The sequence below is a fragment of the Achromobacter sp. UMC71 genome (assembly GCF_014170305.1).
GTDB lineage: Bacteria > Pseudomonadota > Gammaproteobacteria > Burkholderiales > Burkholderiaceae_B > Achromobacter.
Window position 1 is genome coordinate 1 of record NZ_LZZT01000026.1, and the last position, 17597, is coordinate 17597.

The 17597-nt window shown below is 67.3% G+C and carries 16 protein-coding genes; 13 read left to right on the plus strand and 3 right to left on the minus strand.

All coding sequences use genetic code 11. The annotated features are described in order from the left end of the window. Nucleotides 1-286 precede the first annotated feature (286 nt). A complete protein-coding gene (locus tag A9974_RS12375) occupies nucleotides 287-1120 on the plus strand; it encodes a GyrI-like domain-containing protein (RefSeq protein ID WP_183004385.1) in 834 nt (277 codons plus the stop codon). A 55-nt stretch (nucleotides 1121-1175) separates the two neighbouring features. Here the strand turns inward: A9974_RS12375 and A9974_RS12380 are convergent, their stop codons facing one another. Continuing rightward, nucleotides 1176-2072 (minus strand): LysR family transcriptional regulator, encoded by an 897-nt coding sequence (locus A9974_RS12380; RefSeq protein WP_370539628.1) that lies wholly within the window; start codon nucleotides 2070-2072, stop codon nucleotides 1176-1178. A gap of 174 nt (nucleotides 2073-2246) precedes the next feature. On the opposite strand from A9974_RS12380, the gene A9974_RS12385 reads away from it, so the two are divergent. From A9974_RS12385 to A9974_RS12395, 3 genes are read left to right on the plus strand one after another with little or no spacing between them, the layout of a single operon-like run. Continuing rightward, nucleotides 2247-3227, plus strand: a complete 981-nt coding sequence (locus A9974_RS12385; protein ID WP_183004386.1) for a tripartite tricarboxylate transporter substrate binding protein — start codon at nucleotides 2247-2249, stop codon at nucleotides 3225-3227. A 39-nt stretch (nucleotides 3228-3266) separates the two neighbouring features. Beyond that, a complete protein-coding gene (locus tag A9974_RS12390; RefSeq protein ID WP_183004387.1) occupies nucleotides 3267-5324 on the plus strand; it encodes a hydantoinase/oxoprolinase family protein in 2058 nt (685 codons plus the stop codon). After that, the gene (locus A9974_RS12395) at nucleotides 5317-7038 is read left to right on the plus strand and encodes a hydantoinase B/oxoprolinase family protein (protein WP_183004388.1); all 1722 of its coding nucleotides are present in this window, start codon (nucleotides 5317-5319) and stop codon (nucleotides 7036-7038) included. The genes A9974_RS12390 and A9974_RS12395 overlap by 8 nt, the downstream gene beginning before the upstream one ends. Here A9974_RS12395 and A9974_RS12400 read toward each other — a convergent pair. Further along, nucleotides 7025-7822, minus strand: a complete 798-nt coding sequence (locus tag A9974_RS12400; RefSeq protein WP_183004389.1) for a GntR family transcriptional regulator — start codon at nucleotides 7820-7822, stop codon at nucleotides 7025-7027. The two genes, A9974_RS12395 and A9974_RS12400, sit on opposite strands and share 14 nt — an antisense overlap. Nucleotides 7823-8050: 228 nt before the next feature. On the opposite strand from A9974_RS12400, the gene A9974_RS12405 reads away from it, so the two are divergent. Genes A9974_RS12405 through A9974_RS12445 form a run of 9 tightly spaced genes read left to right on the plus strand, consistent with a single transcriptional unit; the run spans nucleotide 8051 to nucleotide 16284 of the window. Then, nucleotides 8051-9082, plus strand: coding sequence for an ABC transporter substrate-binding protein (locus A9974_RS12405; protein ID WP_183004390.1), 1032 nt, complete (start codon nucleotides 8051-8053; stop codon nucleotides 9080-9082). 37 nt (nucleotides 9083-9119) lie between these two features. Then, on the plus strand, nucleotides 9120-10172 hold the full coding sequence (locus A9974_RS12410; protein ID WP_183004391.1) for an ABC transporter ATP-binding protein: 1053 nt from the start codon (nucleotides 9120-9122) through the stop codon (nucleotides 10170-10172). Continuing rightward, the gene (locus A9974_RS12415) at nucleotides 10172-11038 is read left to right on the plus strand and encodes an ABC transporter permease (RefSeq protein WP_183004392.1); all 867 of its coding nucleotides are present in this window, start codon (nucleotides 10172-10174) and stop codon (nucleotides 11036-11038) included. The genes A9974_RS12410 and A9974_RS12415 overlap by 1 nt, the downstream gene beginning before the upstream one ends. 1 nt (nucleotide 11039) lies before the next feature. Continuing rightward, nucleotides 11040-11840 (plus strand): ABC transporter permease, encoded by an 801-nt coding sequence (locus A9974_RS12420; RefSeq protein WP_183004393.1) that lies wholly within the window; start codon nucleotides 11040-11042, stop codon nucleotides 11838-11840. Beyond that, nucleotides 11840-12997 carry an FAD-binding oxidoreductase gene (locus A9974_RS12425; RefSeq protein WP_183004394.1) on the plus strand — a complete coding sequence of 386 codons (1158 nt, stop codon included), beginning with the start codon at nucleotides 11840-11842 and terminating at the stop codon, nucleotides 12995-12997. The genes A9974_RS12420 and A9974_RS12425 overlap by 1 nt, the downstream gene beginning before the upstream one ends. After that, nucleotides 12981-13289 carry a (2Fe-2S)-binding protein gene (locus A9974_RS12430; protein ID WP_183004395.1) on the plus strand — a complete coding sequence of 103 codons (309 nt, stop codon included), beginning with the start codon at nucleotides 12981-12983 and terminating at the stop codon, nucleotides 13287-13289. Before A9974_RS12425 ends, A9974_RS12430 begins: the two co-directional genes overlap by 17 nt. Continuing rightward, nucleotides 13286-14728, plus strand: coding sequence for an NAD(P)/FAD-dependent oxidoreductase (locus A9974_RS12435; RefSeq protein WP_183004396.1), 1443 nt, complete (start codon nucleotides 13286-13288; stop codon nucleotides 14726-14728). Before A9974_RS12430 ends, A9974_RS12435 begins: the two co-directional genes overlap by 4 nt. 9 nt (nucleotides 14729-14737) lie before the next feature. After that, nucleotides 14738-15901 carry an FAD-binding oxidoreductase gene (locus tag A9974_RS12440; RefSeq protein ID WP_183004397.1) on the plus strand — a complete coding sequence of 388 codons (1164 nt, stop codon included), beginning with the start codon at nucleotides 14738-14740 and terminating at the stop codon, nucleotides 15899-15901. Further along, the gene (locus A9974_RS12445) at nucleotides 15898-16284 is read left to right on the plus strand and encodes a RidA family protein (protein WP_183004398.1); all 387 of its coding nucleotides are present in this window, start codon (nucleotides 15898-15900) and stop codon (nucleotides 16282-16284) included. Before A9974_RS12440 ends, A9974_RS12445 begins: the two co-directional genes overlap by 4 nt. Before the next feature lie 17 nt (nucleotides 16285-16301). Here the strand turns inward: A9974_RS12445 and A9974_RS12450 are convergent, their stop codons facing one another. After that, complete coding sequence (locus tag A9974_RS12450; protein ID WP_183004399.1) at nucleotides 16302-17582, minus strand: amidohydrolase family protein; 1281 nt, start codon at nucleotides 17580-17582, stop codon at nucleotides 16302-16304. Between the last annotated feature and the right edge of the window lie 15 nt (nucleotides 17583-17597).

Sequence of the window (17597 nt, forward strand, 5' to 3'; positions counted from 1 at the left end):
CCTCTGGACCCACCCCGGCATCATCATCACCCCCCACTGCGCCGCCATCCCCGACCGCGAAGAACGCGCTCGCCACACGGCGTGGCTGATCGCAGCAAACGAACGCGGCGCAGCGCTGCCCAACATCTACGATCCGGCGCGCGGCTACTAACCGCACCCCCGCGCAGTCGCGCAGCGCCACGGCCCCTGCGCCCCAGGCGGCTATAGAACCTTACCCATCCCCAACAAAAAAACCGCAAAATCTGCAAACCCGCAAGGCCTACATTGCTCCCCAAGGAGCCCGCACTTGAAACCCCAAACCAAAGCCCAGTACGCCTACCGCATGGACCCCGTCCTGCGCTGGCTGGCAAGCAACCCCGACGCCGACCCGGACCTGTATCACCTGGCCGACCTCGCTTGCCTGTCGCCGTATCACTTCCATCGCGTCTACCGCGCGATGATGGGTGAAACGGTCAACGCCACCGTGCAACGCATCCGCATGCATCGCGCGGCGGCCGCCTTGGGCGGCACCGGGGCGCCATTGCGTGACATCGCGCAGCGAGCCGGCTATGCGTCGGACGCCGCGTTCAATCGGGCGTTTGGCGCCACCTTCGGCATATCGCCAGGGCGTTACCGCGCGGCCCGCTCCCGTCCCTTTGACCCTCAGGAGCTAGGCATGTACCCCATCACCATCGAAACCTTCCCTGGCGCCGTGCTGGCCGCCTTGCGGCACCGTGGCAGCTATCAGGAGATCGGCCCCGTCTTTACCCGCGCCTTCATGCTGGCCGGCAGCCGTGGCCTGGCCAATCCCGAATCCATCGGCTTTGGCGTCTACTTCGACGACCCCGAGCAAGTGCCGGTCAGCCAGCTGCGTTCCCTGGCCGGCATGTCCGTTGCGCCCGACGCCGACCTGGGCGATGAGCTCGAGCGCTTCGAGATCCCCGCCGGGCGCTGCGCCATCCTGACCTATACCGGGCCGTACAACGAAATGGACAAGCCCTATAACTGGATGTTCTCGGAATGGCTGCCCGGCAGCGGCGCGGTCCCCGCGGATTTCCCGATGTTCGAGCAATACCTCAACGACCCGCGCACCACCCCGCCCGCCGAGCTGCAGACGCGCATCTGTATGCCGTTGAAGTAGTCATGGCCGGGGCAACCGGCGCCGGTTGCCCCGAAGCACGCGGATCTCTGCGCGCCTAACCCAGCACGCCCGCCAGATACTGCCGCAGCCATGCATGCGCCGGGTCATCCTGGTAGCGCTCGTGCCAGTACAACGACACGGTGATTGCCGGCAGGCTCAGCGGCGCCTTCAGCGTCACGATGCGCGCGCTGCCCGACATGGCTTTGGCGATGCTCACCGGCATCGTCGCGATCAGGTCCGACGCCTCAACGATGAACGGGCACACCATGTAGCTCGATAGCGTCGCCACGATCCGGCGGCTGCGGTTTTGCCCCATCAGGATGCGGTCGATCGCGGTGCTGAAATAACGCGTGTGGGCCGCCAGGTCCAGATGCCCGTAGCTCAGGTAGGCATCCAGGTTCCAGCGCTTGCGTAGGCACGGGTGACCCTCGCGCACGATGCATACGGCCGGCTCCTGGTACAGGAAACGCGTGCGCAGGTCCGGCGCGGGGTCGGGAAAATACCCCGCGATCAACTCCACATGATTGGTGTCCAGCATGCTCAGGCCATGCTGGGGTCGCGCCGGCACGATCAGCAGCTGGAAGTGCGGCGCGTCCACCGCCAGCCGGGGGATCAGCTTGGGCAGCAGCGTGTACTGCACGTAGTCGGTGGCGTAGAACGACAGGCTGCGCGACGAGTGCGCCGGGTCGAACACGTCGCGCGTGCGCGTCGCGCGGCGCCAGCTTTCCAGCAGCGGTTGAAAACCCTGGTGCAGTTCCTGTGCCCGCAGCGTGGGCTGCCAGGCGCCGCCTTCGCGCACCAGCAGCGGATCGCCGAACAGCTGGCGCAGCCGGTTCATGGCGGCGCTCATGGCGGGCTGGCTGATGCCCAACTGCTCGGCCGCGCGCGACACATTGCGGCAGGCCATCAGCGCGTCGAAATGCAGCAGCAGATTCAGGTCCGGATTCTTCACGACTGCCTACCTATAAATGGCATCTATATCAATATAAACCGCCAGGGCTGCTGGCAGACGCCGGCCAAGCCTAGGATGTCCCCGTTGTTGCAGTGAACCCGAGGCAATGCCTCTCAGGCTGGACACGCATGATCCGGCCGCAAGGAAGTTCTATCAACAAGGGGAAACCAAGCCATGAACGCAGCGTTTATTCGCAAGTGCTGTCTTGTATTCGGGAGCGTCGCACTGGCGGCCGCTGCCCTGCCGGCCAGGGCAGACTGGCCGGACAGAGTGATCCGCATCGTGGTGCCTTTCGCCGCGGGCGGCTCGACCGACCTGATCGCGCGCAAGGTCGCGGAAGGACTGAGCCAGCGCCTGTCCGCCAATGTCATCGTTGAAAACCGCCCCGGCGCCGGCGGCACCGTGGGCACGGATTACGTGGCGCGGCAGCCGGCCGACGGCTACACGATCCTGATGGGGTCCGTCAGCACGCATGGCAGCGCGCCCTGCGTGTATTCGAAGCTGCCTTACGACCCGGTCAAGGATTTCACGCCGCTCTCCGTGGTGGCCACCATTCCCAACGTGATGTCGGTCAACCAGTCGGTGCCGGCCAACACGCTGCAGGAGTTCGTGGCGCTGCTCAAGAAAGAGCCCGAGAAATACTCGTTCGCTTCCAACGGTCAGGGGACATCCAACCATCTGGCGGCCGAACTCTTCAAGAGCACGGCGGGCGTGTCCATGGTGCACGTGCCGTACCGCGGCTCGGGGCCGGCGCTGATCGACCTGGTGAGCGGCCAGATCAACATGATGATGGACGTGGTGATGACGTCCTATCCCTACATCAAGGACGGCAAGATCAAGGCGCTGGCCGTGACCTCGCCGCAACGCTCGAGCATGCTGCCCAACGTGCCCACGGTAGCCGAGTCCGGCTACCCGGGCTATGAAGCCATGGTGTGGTTCGGCATGCTGGCGCCTGCCAAGCTGCCCGAGCCGCTGCGCCAGAAGCTGACCGATGCGCTGGTGCAGACGCTGCATGCGCCGGCCATGAAGACCTATCTGGAACAGCAGGGCGCGCAGGTGTCGGATGTGGCGGGGCCCGCCTTCGGCACCATGATCAAGGACGAAATCAACAAGTGGTGCGGCGTGGTCAAGCAGGCCGGCATCCATCTGGATTGAGCGCGTCGGCGCCATTCATTTCTTTCAGGAAGCACAAGCATGTATCGCATAGGAATAGACGTCGGCGGCACATTCACCGACTTCACGATGATCGACGAAGATCAGGGCGTGGTGCACTTTCACAAAGTGCCGTCCACGCCGCAGGACCCGTCGGAGGCCATCGCGACCGGCATCGGCCAGATGCTGGCGGACCACGGCGTGTCGCCGTCACAGGTATCGCACGTGGGCCATGGCACCACGGTGGCCACCAACCTTATCATCGAGCGCAAGGGCGCCCGCGTCGGGCTGATCACCACGCAGGGATTCCGCGATGTGCTGGAGATCGGCCGGCAGACCCGCCCGCACCTGTACGACTACAGCGTGGGCAAGCCGCCGGTGGCGGTGCCGCGCGAGTTCCGGGTACAAGTGCGCGAGCGCGTCAATGCGCAGGGCGAGGTGCTGACCGAGTTGGATACGGACCAAGTGCGCGCTGCGGCGCGGCAGTTCGCCGCCGCCGGCATCGAGGCGGTGACGATCTGCTTTCTGCACGCCTACCGCAACCCCGCGCATGAGCAGGCCGCGGCGCGCATCGTCGCCGAGGAAATGCCGGATGCCTATATCAGCCTGTCGTCCGAAGTGTTGCCGGAATTCCGCGAATACGAGCGTCTTTCCACGACGGTGCTGAACGCCGCCGTGGGGCCGAAGATGGCGCGCTACCTGGAGCGCTTTCTGCTGCGGGTGCGCGAGCTGGATATTGCCCATGAGCCGCACACCATCCACTCCAATGGCGGGTTGATGTCGATCGCCACGGTGCGCCAGTATCCGGTGCGCACCTGCCTGTCGGGGCCGGCGGCGGGCGTTGTGGGCGCCGCGGCGGTGGGACGCGCCATCGGCAGCCTGAACCTGGTGACGTTCGACGTGGGCGGCACCAGCACGGACGTCTCGCTGATCTGCGACGGCCGTCCGTTGTTCACCTCGCACCGTCAGGTGGCGGGCTATCCGGTGAAGACGCCGATGGTGGATATCCATGTGATCGGCGCGGGCGGCGGCAGCATCGCCTGGCTGGATGACGCGGGCGCGCTCAAGGTCGGGCCGCATAGCGCAGGCGCGGTGCCGGGGCCGGTGGGTTACGGCCGGGGCGGCACCGAGCCGACCATCACCGATGCCGAGATCGCGTTGCAGCGCCTGAATCCCGTCTCGCTGTTGAACGGCCGCATGCCGGTGCACGCCGAGGCCGCGCGCCAGGTCATCGACGCTCGCGTGGCCCAGCCGCTGGGCCTGGCGCGCGAAGCCGCCGCCGAAGGCATCCTGCGGATCGCGGCGGCCAACATGAGCCGCGCTATCCGCGCCGTGTCCACCGAACGTGGCTATGACCTGTCTCAATTCGCGCTGTATGCCTATGGCGGCGCCGGTCCGCTGCACGCGGTGGAAGTGGCCGAGGAATGCGGCATTCCGACCGTGATCGTGCCGCAGGAGCCGGGCACCATGTGCGCGCGCGGCATCCTGTTGAGCGACATCTCGTTCGACTTCGTGCGCAGCGAGATCTCGTTGGCCAGCGAGCAGGCCTGGCCGGGCGTGTCGGCGATCTTCGAAACCCTGCGCGGGCAGGCCGAACGCTGGCTGGACGACGAGCGCGTGGACCCCGCCTTGCGTCTGACCCGCAGCGCCATCGACGCGCGCTACGAGGGCCAGAACTTTGAAGTGCAGGTCAGCCTGGACGACACGGGCGCCGGCGGCTACGCCGAATTCGCGCGCCGCTTCAACGAGGCGCACGAACGCGAATACGGCTACACCGTCGACGACCGCAAGGTGCAGATCATTAATTGCCGCATGCAGGCCGTGGGCCAGGTGGTGAAGGCCCCGCTGGCGCCGCGCCACATCGGCGGCACGCTACAAGACGCCCGCATCGGCGAGCGCCGCGCCTATTTCGGCGCCCGCCATGGCTGGCTCGATACGCCCGTGTACGACCGCGACCGCGTGCCCACGGGGGTGCCCTTCATCGGGCCCGCCCTGCTGGAGGAAATGAGCTCGACCACGGTCGTTGGTGCCGGTCAGCACGTGGTGGTGGACGAATACGGCAACCTGATCATCCGTCTGCAAGGAGGCTCCGATGCGTGAAGCCAAAGAAGACCTGGGTACGGCGCTGGCCGACCCCGTCGGCATGGAGGTGTTCTGCAACCGCCTGCTCTCGATTACCGAAGACATGAACAACACCCTGGTGCGGGCGTCGTTCTCGACCAACATCAAGGAACGCAAGGATTGCTCGGTGGCGCTATTCGACGCCGGCGGCCGGCTGGTGGCCCAGGGCACGCAGATTCCGCTGCACCTGGGGTCGTTGGATGGCGCGATGGGCGCGATCCTGCGCACCTTCGCGCAGGACGAGATCCGCGACGGCGACGTGTTCATCTGCAACGACCCCTACCTGGCGGACGGCAGCCACCTGCCCGACATCAATATCGTCACGCCGGTGTTCTGGGACGGCACGTTGCAGTTCTTCGCCGCCAATATTGCCCACCACTCGGATGTGGGCGGGGCGGTGCCCGGGTCCATCGCCGGCGGATTGAAGTCGATTTTCGAAGAAGGCATCCGCATCCCCGCGTGCCGCATCGCGCGCGCCGGCGAGGTGGACGAGGACATGCTGCGCCTGATCTGCGCCAATACCCGCGACCCCGAGGAACGGGTGCTGGATCTGCGGGTGCAGATGGCCACCAACCGCCGCGGCGCGGCCGCGGTACAGGGGTTGATCCGCCAGATGGGGCTGGATGCGGTACTGCGTTCGGTCGACGACGTCATCACCTATACGCGCCGGCGCCTGCTGAACCGCATCCAGGAACTGGCCCTGGGCAGCTATACGTTCCGCAGCGATCTGGACGACGACGGCATGGGCGGCGATTCCGTGCCGATCCAGGTGACGCTGACCGTCAGCCGGGACGGGCTGCATTTTGATTTCGACGGCTCGGGCAAGCAGGCGCGCGGCGCGATGAACCTGCCGTTCAATGCCTTGCGGGCTTGCGTGTACTACGCCGTGAAGGCGTTGCTGGATCCGGACCTGGCGCCCAACGCCGGCCTGTTCGATCCCATCAGCGTGTCGGCGCCGGTGGGCACGATCACCAACCCCGAGCACCCCGCGGCGGTGGGCGCGCGGTCGATTACCGCGCAGAAGGTGGCGGGCGCGATCTTTGGTGCGTTCCGTGGTTTGTTGCCGCCGGAGAAGACCATGGCGTCCAGCAACGATTGCTGCCCGGCCATCGTGTTCTCGGGCCGCTGGCGAGAGCGGGCGGGCCATTTCGTGTACCTGGAAACGCTGGGCGGCGGCGCGGGCGCACGCTTTGACGCCGACGGCATGGACGCGGTGCACGTGCACATGACCAACACGTCCAACCTGCCGGTGGAAGCGCTGGAAAACGAATACCCGTTGCTGATGGACGAGTACGCCATGATCCAGGATTCGGGCGGCGCGGGCCGCACGCGGGGCGGCATGGGCATTGCCAAGCAGATTCGCGCGGTGGGGCCGGGCATCGTGTTTTCGGCGCGTTCGGATAGCCACACGGTGGGCGTGGCCGCTGGCGTCGACGGTGGCGGCGATGGCCGCCGAGCCAGACTGATTCGCAATTTCGGCACGCCGGGGCAGGAAGAACTGTTCTCCAAGACCGCCAACATCGCGCTGGCCCCGGGCGATAGCGTGCGCATCGAAACCCCGGGTGGAGGGGGTTACGGCGCACCCGCCGAGCGCAGCCGCGCCCGCATCGCGCGCGACCTGGCCGATGGCAAGATCAGCGTCCAGGCGGCGCGTGCGGACTACGGCGTTGATGCGCCAACTACGCCACGTTGAGCGACATCGAGTACTTCATCTTGTCGTGCGGGAACGTGGTGATGGTGGCCAGCAGCAGCACCCCGCCGCTGCCGTAATAGCGGCGGGTGATGACAAAGCCCGCCGTCTTGGGTTCGACCTGGAGTTGCTTGGCGATGCCCGCCGCGATGGGCGTGGCCGAGAACTCCTGGTTGACCTCATGGATGCGGTTGCCGAAGTGGTCCTCGATCAGGCGCAGCAGCGAAATGCGCGGCTGGATGTCGGCGCGCAGATCGGAATGGGCGGGATCGGCGTAGATCAGCGTGCAGGCCACCGGCGTGTCCTGATCGCCCAGCGTCTTGATCGAATTGATGTGCAGCCACGACTGCCCTGCTTCAGCGCCCAGCGTTTCGGCCAGGCGCCGCGTCAGCTTGATGGTGCGCACGTCCTGCACCAGCAGCGCGGCGTTGCGCGCGTATTGCAGCAAGTCGGGGAACTGCGAAATGCGCTGGGTGAAGCGCGTGCTGGCGCTGGCGGTTTCCACGCGCGTGCCCACGCCGGGACGGCGCGACACCATGCCCGCTACGGTCAGCATGCGGATGGCTTCGCGGATGGTGTGGCGGCTGGCGCCGAACTGGTCGCACAGCTCATGCTCGGTCGGCAAGAGTGTCATGACGGGATAGCGGCCGGCGCCGATGTCGCGGGCCAGCTGCTGGTAGATGCTCTTGTAGCGCGGGCCGCCGGCATCGCCGTCCGGCGCCGCGGCCTGGCCGCGCGCTTCACGCGCGCCGCCTTGTGCGGCCACGCGTTCGGAGGATCGGGTCATGGGGGCTCCTTTCTCGTTCTATCGGGGTTTGTACGGACAATAACCGATTGACAAGGCTGTCTCGCCCGGCCCATTATTTGTCCGGACATTCATGTACGGACAAATTGTACGGCCGACATGAGGTCGCGGGGCAAGCGGAGCGGTCCTTTTTTTGCAGTGGCGCACCTCCCCCGGATCTGGCGGCATCAGGCAGTTCTTGCAGTTTTCTTCCAATAAACGGGGGTTCTCATGGGCAAGGTACTCGCAGTGCTCGCGGCGGCGATGGTGGCCGCTGGCGTGGGCGCGAATGCGCAGGCGCAGCAAAAGTTGGTCGTGGCCGGCTATGGCGGCTCGTTCGAAGACATCATGCGGCAGGACATCTTCCCGCCCTTCGCCAAGCAGCATGGCGTCGAGCTCGATTACGTGGCCGGCAACTCCACCAACACGGTGGCGCGCTTGCAGGCCCAGAAAAGCAACCAGCAGATCGACGTGGCTATCATCGACGACGGCCCCATGTACCAGGCGATCGCGCTGGGTTTCTGCGCGCCGATCCAGGGCCTGCCGGCGGACGACATCTACGGCACTGCCCGCTACAAGGACGACAAGGCCGTGGCGATCGGCATCGTCGCCACCGGCATCATGTACAACAAGAAGGTCTTCGACGAACGCAAGTGGGCCGCGCCTACGTCCTGGAAGGACCTGAAGGATCCCAAGTACAAGAAGCAGCTGGTGGTGCCGCCGCTGAACAACACCTACGGCCTGCACGCGCTGGTGGAATACGCCCGCGAAGGCGGTGGCGGCGAAAAGAAAATCGATGCTGGCTTCAAGACCTTCAAGGACGAGGTTGGCCCCAACGTGCTGGTCTACGAGCCGTCGCCCGGCAAGATGACCGAGCTGTTCTCCAGCGGCCAGGCCACCATCGCGGTGTGGGGCAGCGGCCGCGTCAAGGCCTTTGCCGACACCGGCTTCCCGGTGGGCTTCGTCTATCCGCAGGAAGGCGCCTACGCGCTCCTGTCGTCGGTGTGTCCGGTGGCCAAGGCCAATGCCAATCCGCTGGCGCAGGCGTTCGTGAATTATCTGGTCAGCCCGGCGGTGCAGGAAAAGCTCGCCACCGCCTATGGCTACGGCCCGGTCAACAAGCAGGCCAAGGTGGCCGACGATCCGCGCGTGCCGCTGCCGATCGGCAAGCGCGCCGCCGACCTGATCGTGATCGACTGGGACACCGTCAACCAGAACCGGGACGACTGGAACAAGCGCTGGACGCGGGAAATCGAGCGTTGAGGCAACGGCGGCGCATGCGCCGCCCGCAGGAGCATCCATGAGCTATCTCGTACTGAACCGCCTTTCCAAGCGCTACGGCGACCTGACGGCCGTCGAGGACCTGAGCCTGTCCGTCAAGCGCGGTGAGTTCATTTCCCTGCTGGGGCCGTCGGGCTGCGGCAAGACCACGACCTTGCAGATGATCGCGGGCTTTGTCGAGCCCAGCGGCGGCAGCATCGTGCTGGACGGCAAGGACGTCAGCAGGATGCCCGCCAACAAGCGCGGGCTGGGCCTGGTGTTCCAGAACTACGCCCTGTTTCCGCACATGACCGCGGCCGAAAATGTGTCATTCGGCCTGGAAATGCAGCGCGTGCAAAAGGACGAACGCCAGGCGCGGGTGGCCGATGCGCTCAAGCTGGTGGGGCTGTCGCACCTGGCCGATCGCCATCCGGCGCGCATGTCGGGCGGCCAGCAGCAGCGGGTGGCGCTGGCGCGCGCGCTGGTCATCCGGCCCAGCGTGCTGCTGCTGGACGAGCCCCTGTCCAACCTGGACGCCAAGCTGCGCGAGGAAATGCAGCTGGAATTGCGCAGCATCCAACGCACCATCGGCACCACGACCATCCTGGTCACGCACGACCAGTCCGAGGCCTTGGCGCTGTCGGACCGCATCGTGGTGATGAACCAAGGGCGGGTCGAGCAGGTGGCCGATCCGTTCGAGGCCTACGAAGGGCCGGCTAGCCATTTCGTGGGCGGTTTCCTGGGCAAGGCCAATGTCTTCACGCCCACGCCGCAGCCGTTCGAGGGCGAGACCCGCGCGCGTATCGGCGAGGCCCATATCCCCATGGACGGCCAGCCCGTGCCGCGGGGCGCGGTGATCGTGCGGCCCGAGAAGATCCTGTTTTCCGAAGCCGGCGCCTGTGCCCTGCCCGGCCGCATGAAGACGCGGGTGTTCCAGGGCAACCACTGGCTCTGCCAGGTGGAAACCTCGGTGGGCGAAGTGATGGTCATCCGCCAGAACGACGGCGTGCCGGTGCCGGCCGAGGGGCAGACGGTGCACCTGCGCTGGCGCGCGCAGGACATGTGCGCGCTGGCCGGCCAGGAGCGTGCGTGATGAGCGCGCGCGCCAATCCCTGGTTGCTGAGCGCGCCGGCGCTGGCGGTGTACGCCACCTTCCTGGTGGTGCCGATGGCGCTGGTGTTCCTGATCAGCTTCTTCGACTTCCAGTTCTACGGCGGCATGCAGGCCACGTTCACCTGGAAGAACTACATCGAGATCCTGGGGGATGGCTACTATTACGAGATCTACGCGCGCACCTTCGGGGTGGCCGCGCTGGTGACCCTGGCCTGCCTGATCCTGGGCACGGCGGAAGCCTACGTGCTGTCGCGCATGGCCAACCCCTGGAAAGGCCTGTTCCTGATGGTGGTGCTGGGGCCGTTGCTGATCTCGGTGGTCGTGCGCACGCTGGGCTGGGCCCTGCTGTTCGGCTCCACGGGCTTGATCAACAAGGCGCTGATGGGCATCGGCCTGGTCTCCACGCCGATCGACCTGATGTACAGCAATCTGGGCGTGGGCATCGCGCTGACGCACGTGCTGGTGCCGTTCATGGTGATTTCGGTGTGGGCGTCGCTGCAGCGGATCAATCCGGCGACCGAGGCGGCGGCGCTGTCGCTGGGCGCCAGCCAGTTCACCGTGATCCGCCGGGTCATCGTGCCGCAGGTGATGCCGGGCATCCTGTCGGGCGCGATCATGGTGTTCGCCATGGCGGCCAGTTCTTTCGCCACGCCGGCCATCATCGGCGGGCGGCGCCTGAAGAACGTGGCCACGGCGGCATACGATGAATTCCTGAACACGCTGAACTGGCCGCTGGGCGCGGCGCTGGCCGTGGTGCTGCTGGTGGCCACCGTCGTGGTGCTGCTGTCGGCCAATCGCATCATCGAGCGCAGGTACGGCGCGGTCTTCAACCAGTCGGGGGCCTGACATGAACTTTCGCAACGGCCCGATCGGCCTCGTGTTCCACGCCTTGTTCATCCTGTTCATCCTGGCGCCCATCGTGATGGTGTGCGCAGTGGCGTTCACGTCCGAGGGCTTCATCTCCTTGCCCGCCAGCGGCCTGTCGCTGCGCTGGTTCCGCGCCATCCTGGACAATCCGCGCTTCATCGAGGCGTTCTGGTTCAGCCTGGGGTTGGGCACGCTGTCGGCCACCGTAGCGATCGCGCTGACGGTGCCCAGCGCGCTGGCCCTGGCGCGCAACCGCTTCCGCGGCCGCGAGGCGCTGGTGGCGTTCTTCCTGTCGCCGTTGATGATTCCGCACGTGGTGCTGGGCCTGGCCTTCCTGAAGTTTTTCACCACCGTGAATCTGGCCGGCACGTACGCGGGGCTGGTGGTGGCCCACGTGATCCTGGTCATGCCCTATGCCTTGCGACTGGTGCTGGCATCGGCCACCGGCATCGATCCGGCGCTGGAACGCGCCGCGCAATCGCTGGGGGCCTCGCACTGGACGGCATTCCGGCGCGTGGTATTGCCCCTGCTGCTCCCGGGCGTGGTCAGCGGCTGGGTCATCGCCTTCATCACGAGTTTCGACGAGTTGACCATGTCGATCTTCATCGCTTCGCCATCGACCACTACCTTGCCGGTGCGCATCTTCCTGCACATCGAAGACACCATCGACCCGTTGGTCACGGCGGTATCGGCCGTGCTGATCTACGTGACCATCATCGCCATCTTCATCCTGGACCGCCTGGTCGGCCTGGAAAAGCTGTTTGTAGGAAAGGGACGCTAATGACCGACGAGAAAGAACTGACGCCGCGCCCGCCCGCGCATCGAGGCATCTACGATGCCGCGGTGATCGGCGGCGGCCTGGTGGGTTCGGCCGTGGCCTATGGGCTGCGGCGCGAGCTGGACCACGTTGCCGTGCTGGACGAGGGCGACGTGGCCTACCGCGCGTCGCGCGGCAACTTCGGGCTGGTGTGGGTGCAAAGCAAGGGCATGGGCCTGCCGCGCTACGGCGTGTGGACCATGGCATCCGCCACGGCCTGGCCGCAGCTAGCGGCCCTGCTGCGCGAAGAGACGGGCGTGGATGTGCACCTGGAACAACGTGGGGGCTTGCACGCGCTGTTGAGCGACGAGGAAATGGAGGCGCGCGCGACGTTCATGCAGACGCTGCTGGCGCAGCCCGGCATGGCGCAGTACGAATGGAAGATGCTGGACCGCGCCGAGGTGGCGGACCTGGTGCCGGGCATCGGCCCGGAGGTCCGCGGCGCGACCTGGACGCCGGTCGACGGCATCGCCAACCCGCTCAAGCTGCTGCGCGCGCTGCACATGAGTTTTGCACAGCGGGTTGTGGATTACCTGCCGCGCCGCCCGGCGCAGCAGATCCGCCAGCGCGACGGCGTGTTCGAGATCGCCACGCCCAGCGGCACGGTACGGGCGCGCAAGGTGGTGCTGGCCGGCGGGCTGTCCAACAAGGCGTTGGGCGAACAGGTCGGCCTGACCGTGCCAGTGCGGCCGCAACGCGGCCAGATCGTGGTGCTGGAACGCACCCGCCGTTTGCTGGAAACGCCGTTGTCCACCTTGCGCCAGACCGACGAAGGCACCTGGCTGATCGGCGATTCGCAGGAAGAGGCCGGTTATGTGGATAACCTGGTCGGCCTGCCGATACTGGGCACCCTGGCCGACCGCGCGCTGCGCACCCTGCCGGCGCTGCGCGAGGTTCGCGTGGTTCGCAGCTGGGCGGCGCTGCGGGTGATGTCGCAGGATGGCTTTCCGATCTATCAGCAATCCGAAACGTGTCCGGGTGCCTTCGTGGCCACCTGTCACAGCGGCGTGACGCTGGCCGCCGCGCACGCGCTCAAACTGGCGCCCATGATCGTGGCCGGCAAGCTGGCCGACGACATGGCGCCCTTCTCGACCCGGAGGTTCCATGTTCAAGAGGCTTGATGAGGCCCAGCGCCAGGCGCTGGGCGCGCCGGTGCGGGTGACGGTCAACGGCGCCGACCTGCAATGCCGCCAGGGCGACAGCGTGGCCGCGGCCCTGTTCGCAGGCGGCATGCCGGCCTGTCGCGATACGGCTGTGGGCGAGGTGCCGCGCGGCCCCTATTGCATGATGGGCGTGTGCTACGACTGCCTGGTCACCATTGACGGCCAGGCCAATCAGCAGGGCTGCATGACGGCTGTGCGCGAAGGCATGAAGATCGAGCGCCAGCTGGGCGCGCGCAAGGTGCAGGCATGATCGACACGACGCAATGCGATTTGCTGGTGGTGGGCGCGGGTCCGGCGGGCCTGGCGGCCGCGACGATGGCCGCGCGCCTGGGGGTGGATACCGTGCTGCTGGACGAGCAGCCGGCGCCGGGCGGCCAGATCTACCGCGCCATCACCACCACGCCGGTCACCGACCGCGGCATCCTGGGGCCGGACTATTGGTACGGCGCTTCGCTGGTGGGGCCCTTTCACCAGTCGGGCGCACGTTACGTGCCGGGCGCCACCGTCTGGGCCGTGGCCGAACATACGGCCCCGCGGCCCGAACAGGGCTTCGAGGTGGCGTATTCGGTGGCGGGCGAAGCGCGCATCCTGCATGCGCGCCGGCTGCTGTTGGCGACCGGCGCGCAGGAACGGCCCTTTCCGATTCCGGGCTGGACGCTGCCCGGCGTCATCACCGCGGGCGCGGCCCAGATCCTGCTGAAATCCGGCGGCATGGTACCTGCTGACCGCACGGTGCTGGCCGGCTGCGGCCCGCTGCTCTATCTGGTGGCGTGGCAGTACCTGAACGCCGGCGTGAAGATCGACGCGCTGCTCGAAACCACACCGCCCGGACGCCTGCGCCAGGCCTTGCCCAAGGTCTGGGACTTCCTGCGTTCGCCCTACCTGGGCAAGGGCCTGTCGCTGCTGCGCGCGGTCAAGGCCGCGGTGCCCATCATCAAGGGCGTGACAGCGCTGGAGGCATCGGGCGACGGCAAGCTGGAAAGCGTGCGCTACACGGCGGGCGGCGTGACCAAGACCCTGCCGGCGCAGCAGTTGATGTTGCACCAGGGCGTGGTGCCCAACGTCAACCTGTCGCGCGCGGTCGGCATCGAACACCGCTGGAACCGCGCGCTGGACTGTTGGGAGCCCGACGTGGACGAGTGGGGCCTGACCTCGGTGGATGGCGTGGGCATGGCCGGCGACGGCGCCGGCATCGCGGGGGCCCTGGCGGCCGAGCAGCGTGGCCGGCTGGCGGCGTTGCAGGCGGCGCATCTGCTGGGCCGCATCGATGCGGCCCGGCGCGATAGCGATGCCGCTCAGCCCCGCGCCGCGCTGGCGCAAGCCGTGCGCGGCCGCGAATTCTTCGATGTGCTGTACAAGGCGCCCGAGACCTTCCGCCGCCCCACCGGCGACACCATCGTCTGCCGCTGCGAGGAAGTGACGGCAGCGCAGGTGCGCGACACCGTCAAGCTGGGCTGCAGCGGGCCGAACCAGATGAAGGCCTTCCTGCGTTGCGGCATGGGTCCCTGCCAGGGACGCTTCTGCGGGCTGACCGTGTCGGAGATCATCGCCGAGGAACGCGGCGTGCCGGTAGAGGAAGTGGGCTACTACCGCCTGCGCTTTCCGACCAAGCCGCTGACCCTGGGAGAACTCGCATCGCTGCCGCAGACCGATGATTCCCGCCAGGCGGTGGTGCGCCTGAAAAAATAGGATGCCGACATGACGGACGCATCAACGTCGGCCGCGGTCATCATCATCGGCGGCGGCCTGCACGGCAGTTCTGCGGCCCTGCATCTGGCGCGCGCGGGCGTGCCGGCGCTGGTGATCGAAAAGAACTACGTCGGCCGCCATGCGTCGGGCGTCAACGCGGGTGGCGTGCGTACCTTGGCGCGCCACCTGGCCGAGGTGCCGCTGGCCCTGGCGTCGCGCGACCTCTGGTATCGCATCGGCGAGCTGGTCGACGATGACTGCGGTTTCGAGCAGCATGGGCAGGTGCGCGTGGCCGAGAACGAGGCCGACGCGGCTACGTTGCGCGAGCGCCTGGGCACCATGCAATCGCACGGCTACACCCACGAGCAATGGATATCCCGCGAGGACCTGCTGGCGATGATTCCCGCGCTGGCGCCCACCGTGCACGGCGGCTTGATCGCACGCGAGGACGCGGCAGCCGATCCCTACCGCACCACGCTGGCGTTTCGCCGCAAGGCCGCGAGCCTGGGCGCGCGTTTCCTGGAAGGCGTGCGCGTGCATCGGACGGCATATGAAGCCGGCCAATGGCGCGTCGAGACGGATGCTGGCGCCTACACCGCGCCGCGGATACTGAACTGCGCGGGCGCCTGGGCCGATCGTGTCGCGGCCGACTGGGGCGAGCCCGTGCCGCTCGTCGCCATCAGCCCCATGATGCTGGTGACGCTGCGCATGGATCACTTCCTGGATGCGGTGGTGCTGGGCACCGGCCGTCCGTTATCGTTCAAGCAGCGGGCCAACGGCACGGTGCTGATCGGCGGCGGCCGCCGCGCCTGGGTCGACCGCGACGCGGAATGGACCGAGCTGGATTTCCGTTCGTTGGCCGAAGGCGCGCGCACCGTCTGCGACCTGTTTCCGCACATGCGGGGCGCGGTCGTGAACCGCGGCTGGGCGGGCATCGAAGCCGCCATGCCGGACGAGATTCCGGTGATTGGACGCAGCCGCCGCCACGAGTCGGCCTTTCATGCCTTCGGCTTTTCGGCGCATGGCTTCGAGCTGGGCCCTATCGTCGGCCGCATCATGGCCGACCTGATCACCACCGGCGCGACGGATTTGCCGATCGCGCCGTTCGCCATCGATCGTTTTGCCGGCGCCGAGCAAGCGCCGGCCCTCACCCCAAAGGAGCAGCACCCATGACCGATATCGTGCGCAAGGATTCCAACCAGCGCCTGAGCCGCATCGTGATCCACGGCGACACCGTGTACCTCGCCGGCGTGACCTCGTCCGCGGCTGGCGGCATTGCCGAGCAGACGCGCGACGCGCTGGCCAAGATCGACGGCTATCTGGCGCAGGCCGACACCGACAAGACGCGGCTGCTGTCGGTGCAGATCTGGTTGAAAGACATCGACCGTGATTTCGCCGGCATGAACGCCGTATGGGCCGAGTGGGCGCCGGCCAAGGCCTTGCCCACGCGCGCCACCTGCGAGGCCAAGCTGGCCTCGCCCGACCTGCTGGTCGAGATCATCGTCACGGCCGCCAAGCGGCCGGGGTATGTCAGCGGGCCGGTATCGGAAGCCTGATCCGGCCCGCGGCGCAATCAGCGGGCCGGCGTCTGAAAGCTGACCTGGGCGGGGCGGCCCGGCAGGTTCAGCGTGGCGGTGGCTGGCGGCGTGGTCGCCACCACATGGCCGGCGCGCAGCACCATCAGGCGCGTGGCGCGCAGGCGCAGCGCCTCGACCGGGTCGCGCGCCTGCAGTAGCACCAGATCGGCGCGCTTGCCCACGGCCAGGCCTGTGTCGTCCAGCCCTAGTATCGCGGCCGGCGTGGCCGTCACGGCCTGGAAACAGGCGCGCATGGCGTCCTGGCCGGTCATCTGGGCCACGTGCAGGCCCATGTGCGCTACTTCCAGCATGTCGCCCGAGCCCAGGCTGTACCAGGGGTCCATCACGCAGTCATGGCCAAAGGCCACCGGTACGCCGGCGGCCAGCAATTCGGGCACGCGCGTCATACCGCGGCGCTTCGGATAGGTATCGTGGCGGCCTTGCAGGGTGATGTTGATCAGCGGATTGGCGATCGCCGATACGCCGGCTTCGCGCATCAGGGGGATCAGCTTGGACACGTAGTAGTTGTCCATCGAATGCATGGACGTCAGGTGCGAGCCCGTGACGCGGCCGTGCAGGCCCAGGCGTTGCGTGTGATAGGCCAGCGTTTCGATGTGGCGCGAGAGCGGGTCGTCGCTTTCGTCGCAGTGCATGTCCACGCGCAGGCCGCGTTCGGCGGCCAGTTCGCACAGGATGCGCACGGATTCGGCGCCGTCCTGCATGGTGCGCTCGAAGTGGGGAATGCCGCCCACTACGTCCACGCCCATGTCCAGCGCCCGCTTCAGATTGTCCAGCGCGCCCGGCGCGCGCAGCACGCCGTCTTGCGGGAAAGCGACGAGTTGCAGGTCCAGATAGGGTTTGACCTTCTCGCGCACGTGCAGCAGCGCTTCCACCGCCAACAGGCGCGGATCGCACACATCCACGTGCGAGCGGATGGCCAGCAGGCCGCGGGCCACGGCCCAGTCGCAATAGGCCAGCGCGCGTTCGACCAGGGCTTCCTGCGTGAGCAGCGGCTTGAGCTCGCCCCACAGCGCGATACCTTCGAGCAGCGTGCCCGACTGGTTGACGCGCGGCAGGCCGAACGACAGGGTGGAGTCCATGTGGAAGTGCGCGTCCACGAAGGGAGGCGCGACCAGCTGGCCGGCGGCGTCGATCGTTTGGCCGGCCGTGGCCTTCAGGCCGGGCTCGAGCGCCGCGATGCGGCCCTGGGCCACGCCGATGTCGATGTGCTCGCGGCCGTCGGGCAGCGTGCAGTTCTTGATGATGAGATCGAGCATAGTCACACCTTGTGG

Bases quoted from the DNA above. Each gene is read 5' to 3' on its own strand.
- A9974_RS12410 (WP_183004391.1), top strand. From the start codon at position 9,120: ATGAGCTATCTCGTACTGAACCGCCTTTCCAAGCGCTACGGCGACCTG.
- A9974_RS12405 (WP_183004390.1), top strand. From the start codon at position 8,051: ATGGGCAAGGTACTCGCAGTGCTCGCGGCGGCGATGGTGGCCGCTGGC.
- A9974_RS12395 (WP_183004388.1), top strand. From the start codon at position 5,317: ATGCGTGAAGCCAAAGAAGACCTGGGTACGGCGCTGGCCGACCCCGTC.
- A9974_RS12440 (WP_183004397.1), top strand. From the start codon at position 14,738: ATGACGGACGCATCAACGTCGGCCGCGGTCATCATCATCGGCGGCGGC.
- A9974_RS12445 (WP_183004398.1), top strand. From the start codon at position 15,898: ATGACCGATATCGTGCGCAAGGATTCCAACCAGCGCCTGAGCCGCATC.
- A9974_RS12420 (WP_183004393.1), top strand. From the start codon at position 11,040: ATGAACTTTCGCAACGGCCCGATCGGCCTCGTGTTCCACGCCTTGTTC.
- A9974_RS12425 (WP_183004394.1), top strand. From the start codon at position 11,840: ATGACCGACGAGAAAGAACTGACGCCGCGCCCGCCCGCGCATCGAGGC.
- A9974_RS12400 (WP_183004389.1), bottom strand. From the start codon at position 7,822: ATGACCCGATCCTCCGAACGCGTGGCCGCACAAGGCGGCGCGCGTGAA.
- A9974_RS12390 (WP_183004387.1), top strand. From the start codon at position 3,267: ATGTATCGCATAGGAATAGACGTCGGCGGCACATTCACCGACTTCACG.
- A9974_RS12430 (WP_183004395.1), top strand. From the start codon at position 12,981: ATGTTCAAGAGGCTTGATGAGGCCCAGCGCCAGGCGCTGGGCGCGCCG.
- A9974_RS12415 (WP_183004392.1), top strand. From the start codon at position 10,172: ATGAGCGCGCGCGCCAATCCCTGGTTGCTGAGCGCGCCGGCGCTGGCG.
- A9974_RS12385 (WP_183004386.1), top strand. From the start codon at position 2,247: ATGAACGCAGCGTTTATTCGCAAGTGCTGTCTTGTATTCGGGAGCGTC.
- A9974_RS12435 (WP_183004396.1), top strand. From the start codon at position 13,286: ATGATCGACACGACGCAATGCGATTTGCTGGTGGTGGGCGCGGGTCCG.
- A9974_RS12450 (WP_183004399.1), bottom strand. From the start codon at position 17,582: ATGCTCGATCTCATCATCAAGAACTGCACGCTGCCCGACGGCCGCGAG.